The organism is Borreliella americana, from assembly GCF_021043605.1.
Taxonomy (GTDB): Bacteria; Spirochaetota; Spirochaetia; order Borreliales; family Borreliaceae; genus Borreliella; species Borreliella americana.
The window spans coordinates 20,501-27,901 of record NZ_JAJNFB010000013.1 but is presented as its reverse complement, the minus strand read 5'-3'; the positions used below and the strand labels follow the sequence as shown (position 1 = coordinate 27,901).

The window sequence follows — 7,401 nt, the reverse complement described above, 5'->3', positions numbered from 1 at the left end:
GTGCTCAGGAAATTAATACTACATATGAACAAATATTATGCCTGTATTTTGATTAATAGTAATGAAAAAATTATTTTCAAATCCTGGGAAGAATGCAAAACTACCATTAAAGGACAAAACAATAAAATAAAAAGTTTCAAAACAATAGAACAAGCTCAAAATTGGCTATTTAATAATGAGAACAAAATTCATCATCACCCAATTGGAATATATTTTGATTCTGGAACAGGAAGAGGAAAGGGCGTAGAAATTAGAGTTGTAAATGAAAAAAGAATTTCAATATTGGATAAAATCTTAGATAAATCCCTGATTAATGAATATGGAAATTATTATGTCAAAAATTTTCAAGGGATTAGCAACAATTTTGGGGAACTGCTTGCCCTATATACAGCTCTCAAAATATCATTAAAAGAAAATATAATAAACATATTTGGCGACAGTAAATTAATAATTAACTATTGGTCAAAAGGAATCTATAATAGCAAAAATTTAACGCAAATTACTATTAATTTAATCAAAAAGACAACTAAATTAAGGAAAAAATTTGAAGAACAAGGTGGAAAAATTTCTTTTATACCAGGAAATGAAAATATTGCAGATCTTGGTTTTCATAAAACTAAGTAGAAATATTGTCAAAAAATACATAAAAACAATATTTCTGATTTCAATGGTTTATTTTTATTGTTGTACAACAATAAAAATAAACCATGATTATGAAACTGATTTTAAAGTTTTAGAGTCTCCCTCTAAATACATTAGCATAGATGTAATTAAAGCTACAAATGAATATATTTATATTCAAATTATAAACAATAGCTTAGACATAGTAAAAATAAATTGGCAAAACACTAGCCTTAACAACGATAAGATCGTCTTAAAAAAAGAAGATCTTGCAATAAACAATGAAACAAAGTATGCAAATAAATATAGAGAGTTTTTTATTGGTCCTAAAACTTCATTTAAGTTTAAAGTATATCCACTAAAAATTCATTCTAAAAACAAAAATAATAGCAATAACTTAAGCTCAACTATTAAATATCCGTCTATTTTTAAGCTCAACATAACAAAAGTAGGAATTGAAGCAAAAAAAACAATAAATGTTTTAATAACAAGAACTACAAAAATTATTATTACTAATAAATGAAAATCATTATTATTTTTTTGTTTTTCTATTAATAATAAGCTCGTAGTTTGTATCCTTATTGTTTTCAAATGACGCTTTTATAGGAGCAAAAAAGTTCCAAGAAATATAAATTGTAAAATTATTTCTCCAAATAGGAGAATAAATCCCATCGATCCCCTTAATAAATCTGGTTCTAAATTATATTCTCCAACAAATTTCCAATCATAAAAATTGAATTTAAAGCCTGATGAAAATTTTTTAATTTTAAAAAGTGAATCTTTTCTGTCTTGAGAATTAAAGAAATTGAAAGATTTTGATAAATCAACAAAGACATTAACAGGTTCTAGACCAATTTGGTCCATATACCCTTTAAAATATTTAAAAGTCTTTGTATTAATAGATAAAGTAGAAAAATAAATTTCTAAAAATTCTGTATATTTAAACTTCAAAGTCAATGCAGATCGAAGTTCATTATCCGTAAATTTCTGCAAATTTATTTTCCAACCAACATCTACTTCTAAGGTAAAAGAAAGCTTATTGTCAAAAAAAGTTAAAACGTACAATTCCTTTTTGTAACTAGAATCTAAAGAATATGGAACAAGTTTGGTTGTAGTACCAATCTTGGAAAAATCTCCTTTTAAAGGATCATAATTATATTCAAAGTCGTCTTTCATAGCAAACAAAAACTGAAAATCAAAAACATTGAGCTTAAAAGAAAGCTCGGAAACTCTATTTATCAAAGGATCATAAGCAGCTAAAAAACTAAATTTAAAATAATCCAAATATCTCGGCTCAATTTTATAATACAAAGCAGGAGACATTTCTAAATTTTTATAAGGCGATGCTGGTTTTTGGGGTTCCAAAAGATTTTGAACAGAAGAAATTCCAGAGTTTTTCATAGCATCTTCTTTAAACTTTTTATAATATTTAATTCCAATCCCAGCTTCTTGTAACAAATAAGGAAAATCTAAAGAAAGTTTAAGCTCGGAAGAAGCTTTAATATCTTCAAAACTATTTTTTAATTCACCTGAAAGCTCGGTAGTAAAATAATCATAATCATAAATTAAAGAAGCTGTTAAACTTTGATAAAAAGTTTCCGGATCAGATAAAAAAATACTACTATTCTTATTGACCAAAGATTTTGCATTAGAATCATATTTTTTATTAAATGAATATAAAGTAGCCTTATTTTCAAACTTTAAAGTACTTCTAGAAAATAAAGGATATCTAATAAAAGGAAGCGAGTTTAAATTTATTTGATTAATAATAGAATGCTCACTTTTTTTATCTTTATCCTCAACCTTAAAATCTTTGTTTAAAGGATTATACTCAATAGTATTAAGATATAATAAATTTTCAAAAGTAATTAAACGATTATAAAAATCAGCATGAATTTTTATATCTGTTTTATTTTTTATATCAAATAAATAATTTTTTATTTGATAATTAAAATCCTTTGGACTTGTTATGCCATAATTATCAAAAAAAACATTATTTCTTAAATAAGGATTAATGCCAAACCTAATAAAAAAAGAATCGGATTGATCAATATTTTTTAAAGTAATTGGTTCTGGAGGAATATACAAATCCTTGGTTAATTTTGTTGTTTTTTTAGTATTTTTTTCCTTCACGCTCTTTTTATCATTATCTTTATCTTCTAGATTTTTAATTTCTGGGCGCATTATCATTTCTTTAGTATCAGTTGAAAAAGTCCACTGATTATTGTAAAGGTCTTTTTGAAAATTTAAATCAATATATGGAGCATAAATTCTCTCCAAATAAAACCATTTTCTTGTAGGATCATTAGTCTCTTTTGGCTTCTCCAAAGGAGATTTAACATAAAGATTTTCATAGCCTGACAATTTAAAATTTAAGCCCAAATTATTTAATTTATAATCTAAAATTGAACCGTCATTAAATGTTCGCTTATAAAAAGAAGACAAATTCCAATCAAAAGTGCTAATGCTGGTTTGCTCTTTAACCGAATCTTTATCTAAATTCAAAAGAGAAAAAAATGTAGCACTTTCTATCCTATCTATAAAATCAATATTAACATACGGGTCAGAATAGTGCTCTAAAACAACCGAAAAAAGTGCATCACTTAAAAGAAATTCAGTTTTAAATTTAAGCAAATATCTAAAAGGAACTTCAAACCCAAATACATCTCCTTTGTTAAGATTGGAAAAACTAAAAAGAGATTGTTTTAAGGCCCTATTATCAAAAGGATAATATCCTCCATCGTAACTATAAATATTCCTAGTAAAACCTAATCCAAAATTTCCTTCCAAAGTTTTAAAATGCCCCAAAGTATTACCTAAATTAAAATCAATTCCAGAATAAAATCCCAGATTAGCATAAATGTCAAAAATCAACTTAACATAATCTTTACTAACACTAGGTGCTAAATTTTCTGCAAAAAAATAAGTTAAATATCCATTTCTTATATAAGGTTTTTTACCTGAATTATAAACAAAATTGAAATCAAAATCCAAAAAAGAAGAATTTTCACTTGAGGATTTATTACCAAAAAGATAAATAGTATTAAAAACAGAAAAACCTTTTCGTGGATTTAGACCTAAAGATGGATTAAAAAACAAACTATCTCCCGGTCTGAAAAAAAAAGGAATATAAAATACCGGAACTCTTCCCATGTAAAATATGGCATTTAAAAACCCAAAATCTCCTGAGGGCAATACCCATATTTTAGAAGCCTTAATTGAATAGTAGGGTTCTGGAATTTTACTAGTTGTTGCAAAAGCTTGTTCCAAAATGGTAACATCGTTGTCTATCTTTTTTAAAACCTTTCCTCCAAACGAAAGAATATGGTCTATTTGATTTTTTTGCATTTTTTTTTGAAGAATGCCGTCTTTTAATAAAAAATTTTGAGAATCAAAATCGACAAAAAATTCATTACCATAAAAATAAAGCTTTTCATTGGTATCCATGTCAAGAATATATTCAACATTTCCAATAGAATAAAGTTTTTTAGAGCTCTTATTAAGGACTATTCTGTCACCTTTAATATTGTGCTTTTTATTTTCTTTAATATCTTCAACCAAGATATTAACTCTTCCTTCAAAAATAATACTTTCATCCTTAGTAAGTCCATAAGTGAAATTTTCAAGATTATCTGTAGTTTCAATTATTATTTTATATCTACCAGATCCGGCAAGTCCTTTTCCTTTAACAAAAAGCTCAGGGTCTATTCCAAACTTTTTTAAAAGCAATTCTCGTATCTTTAAAACATCTGTTTCTTTTAGGCCCTCTTTTAAGGCCCATTTTTTTAAATCCTCGTCGGTTGAAAGTTCAAGTTCTCTTAAATAAGATTTTTGACTTAGGGTTAGCTTATCCCTTTTTTTAGAATTCTCATCATTTACAGTCTGAGCAAAAATTGCATTAGAAAATGTTAAAAAAATTAAAAATACTATAAAATATTTTTTAAAAACATTCCTGTATAGGAATTCTCGCATTTTGCAACCTCTTCGGGGACACCGGAAACAACGATATTACCCCCTGCCAACCCACCATCAGGACCCAAATCTATTATATAATCTGCCTGCTTAATTACATCTAAATTATGCTCTATGAGTACAACTGTATTGCCATTGGAAACTAGCCGCTGTAAAACCTCTAACAACTTCTTTATGTCATCAAAATGCAGTCCGGTTGTTGGTTCATCGATAATATAAAAGGTTTTACCCGTACTCTTTTTACTTAACTCAAAAGCCAACTTAATACGCTGAGCCTCACCTCCTGACAAAGTTGTTGCGGATTGTCCTAATTTAATGTATTCAAGCCCAACTTCAATTAAAAATTTTAAATAATGACTAATTTTGGGGACATTTTCAAAAAATTTACTCGCTTCAAACACGCTCATCTCTAAAACATCGTGTATATTTTTTCCTTTGTATCTAACTTCTAAAGTTTCTTCATTAAATTTTTTACCCTTACACAAATCACAAGGAACAAAAACATCCGGTAAAAAATGCATTTGAATATTAAGATACCCATCTCCTTGACATTTCTCACACCTTCCACCTTTAACATTAAAAGAAAATCTACCAGCTTTAAAACCTCTTGACTTTGCATCTGGAAGTTTAGCAAAAAGCTCCCTAATTTCTGTAAAAAATCCAACATAAGTTGCTGGATTTGATCTTGAAGTTCTTCCTATTGGTTTTTGATTTATTTGAATAATTTTATCGATTTTTTCGTACCCAAAAATATCTTTAAAACCATCACAATACTTTTCATTAAGCTTTAATCTACTATCAAGAGCTGGATATAACACTTCATTGAGTAAAGTACTTTTCCCACTACCAGAAACACCTGTTATTACGGCAAAAACTCCCAAAGGGATACTTACATCTATATTTTTAAGATTATTTTTGTTAGAACCTAAAAGTAAAATTTCTCCCTTATCTGCCTTTCTTCTAGAGCTTGGAACATCTATTTTAAACTTGCCACTAAGATATTGACCAGTTAAGCTATTTTTGCTATTTAAAATATCAATTAAAGCTCCCTTTGCAACTATTTCCCCTCCAAGAATGCCAGCACCGGGCCCCATATCAATAATATAGTCTGCAGTACGCAAAGTTTGCTCATCATGCTCAACAACAATTACAGTATTGCCAAGATTTTTAAGATTAACAAGAGTAGAGATTAATTTTTCATTATCTCTTTGATGAAGACCAATACTTGGCTCATCAAGAACATAAATAACACCCGAAAGTGCTGATCCTATTTGAGTAGCAAGCCTAATACGCTGCGCCTCACCACCAGATAAGCTGCCTGATATTCTATTTAAATATAAATAAGAAAGACCAACATCAATTAAAAATTTAAGCCTACTTTTAATTTCTTTTAAAATTTCTTTAGATATTTTTTCATCCACCACATCAAGCTGCAAGTTTTCAAAAAATATATAAGAATCAAATACGGACAAATTAGTAAGATCTTGAATGTCTTTTCCATTGATTTTTACAGTTAAAGCTCCAACGCTTAAACGTTTTCCTTTACATGAATTACATATTTTTTTAGACATCAAATTTTCATAAAAAATTTTAGTACTCTCTGATTCTGTTGTAAGATATCGCCTTTTCAAAAGAGGCAAAAGTCCTTCAAATGTTTTAGAATAATGAAATCCTCCATCTAGCTCCTTTGCTTCCATTTCTTTGGACTGGTAAATAAAATCTATTTTTTCATTTGAGCCGTATAAAATCTGTTTAAGAACTTTGTCTGGAATGTCTTTTATAGGAGTATTTAAGTCAAAATTATAATGCTTGGCAAGTCCTTTAAAAATAGCTACAGACCAAGACGAACTTGTCTTAAACGTAAGAAAAGCATCATCATTAAAAGAAAGATTAGTATCAGGACAAATGCTCTCAAAATCAAACTCAAGCGTAACGCCAAGACCAGAACACTCACTACAAGCACCAAATGGACTATTAAATGAAAAAAGTCTTGGTTCTATAAGAGGGAGTGAAAATCCACACAAAGGACAACTATTATGCTCTGTAAATAGTTTATCTATTTTTTCCAAATCATTATCAATTTCTACTCTTAAATATCCATTAGAAACAGCAAGAGAGGTCTCAATAGATTCTGCAAGTCTAACTCTAACATTATTACCAAGCTTAATCCTATCAACTATAATTTCAATGGTATGTTTTTTATTTTTATGTAAATTTAAATTAAGTGCATCTTCTATTAAATAATCTTCGGAATTTATTCTAACTCTATTAAAACCTTGATTTAATATTTTTTCTAAAACTTTTTTATGAACGCCTTTAGAGCCCCTTACAACTGGTGCAAAAAGTACAACCTTAGATCCCTCGGAATAACTTAAAATAGTATTAACTATTTTATCTAAAGATTGCTCTTCTATTAATCTACCATCATTTGGACAATACGCTTTACCTATTTTCGCAAATATTAGCCTATAATAATCATAAATCTCAGTAATTGTTCCAACAGTAGAACGGGGATTATTGCTTATTGTTCTCTGCTCAATAGCTATAGAAGGAGAAAGTCCATCTATATAATCAACATTGGGTTTTTTCATCACACCCAAAAACTGCCTTGCATAAGCTGAAACAGACTCCATATACCTTCTTTGTCCTTCTGCAAAAATAGTATCAAAAGCCAAAGAAGACTTGCCAGAGCCACTCTTGCCAGATATTACAATTAAACCATCTTTTGGAATATCTACATCAATATTTTTTAAATTATGCTCTTTTGCTCCTCTAACAATAATTTTTTTTTTCAAACTTTTTTCCAAA

Annotated in this window: 3 protein-coding genes and 1 pseudogene; 2 read left to right on the top strand and 2 right to left on the bottom strand. The window is 28.2% G+C overall.

Going from position 1 to position 7,401, the window contains the following annotated elements; all coding sequences use genetic code 11:
• Window positions 1–24: 24 nt before the first annotated feature.
• Both LRB30_RS04290 and LRB30_RS04285 read left to right on the top strand, forming a co-directional pair.
• On the top strand, window positions 25–624 hold the full coding sequence (locus LRB30_RS04290) for a ribonuclease H1 domain-containing protein (protein ID WP_231014701.1): 600 nt from the start codon (window positions 25–27) through the stop codon (window positions 622–624).
• Window positions 593–1,144, top strand: coding sequence for a hypothetical protein (locus LRB30_RS04285; protein ID WP_231014702.1), 552 nt, complete (start codon window positions 593–595; stop codon window positions 1,142–1,144). Before LRB30_RS04290 ends, LRB30_RS04285 begins: the two co-directional genes overlap by 32 nt.
• 9 nt (window positions 1,145–1,153) lie before the next feature.
• Here the strand turns inward: LRB30_RS04285 and LRB30_RS04280 are convergent.
• Together LRB30_RS04280 and uvrA are read right to left on the bottom strand one after the other, a co-directional pair.
• Window positions 1,154–4,593, bottom strand: a pseudogene (locus LRB30_RS04280) (LPS-assembly protein LptD).
• Window positions 4,548–7,400, bottom strand: coding sequence for an excinuclease ABC subunit UvrA (uvrA, locus tag LRB30_RS04275; protein WP_231019760.1), 2,853 nt, complete (start codon window positions 7,398–7,400; stop codon window positions 4,548–4,550). Before uvrA ends, LRB30_RS04280 begins: the two are co-directional and overlap by 46 nt.
• Window position 7,401 lies beyond the last annotated feature (1 nt).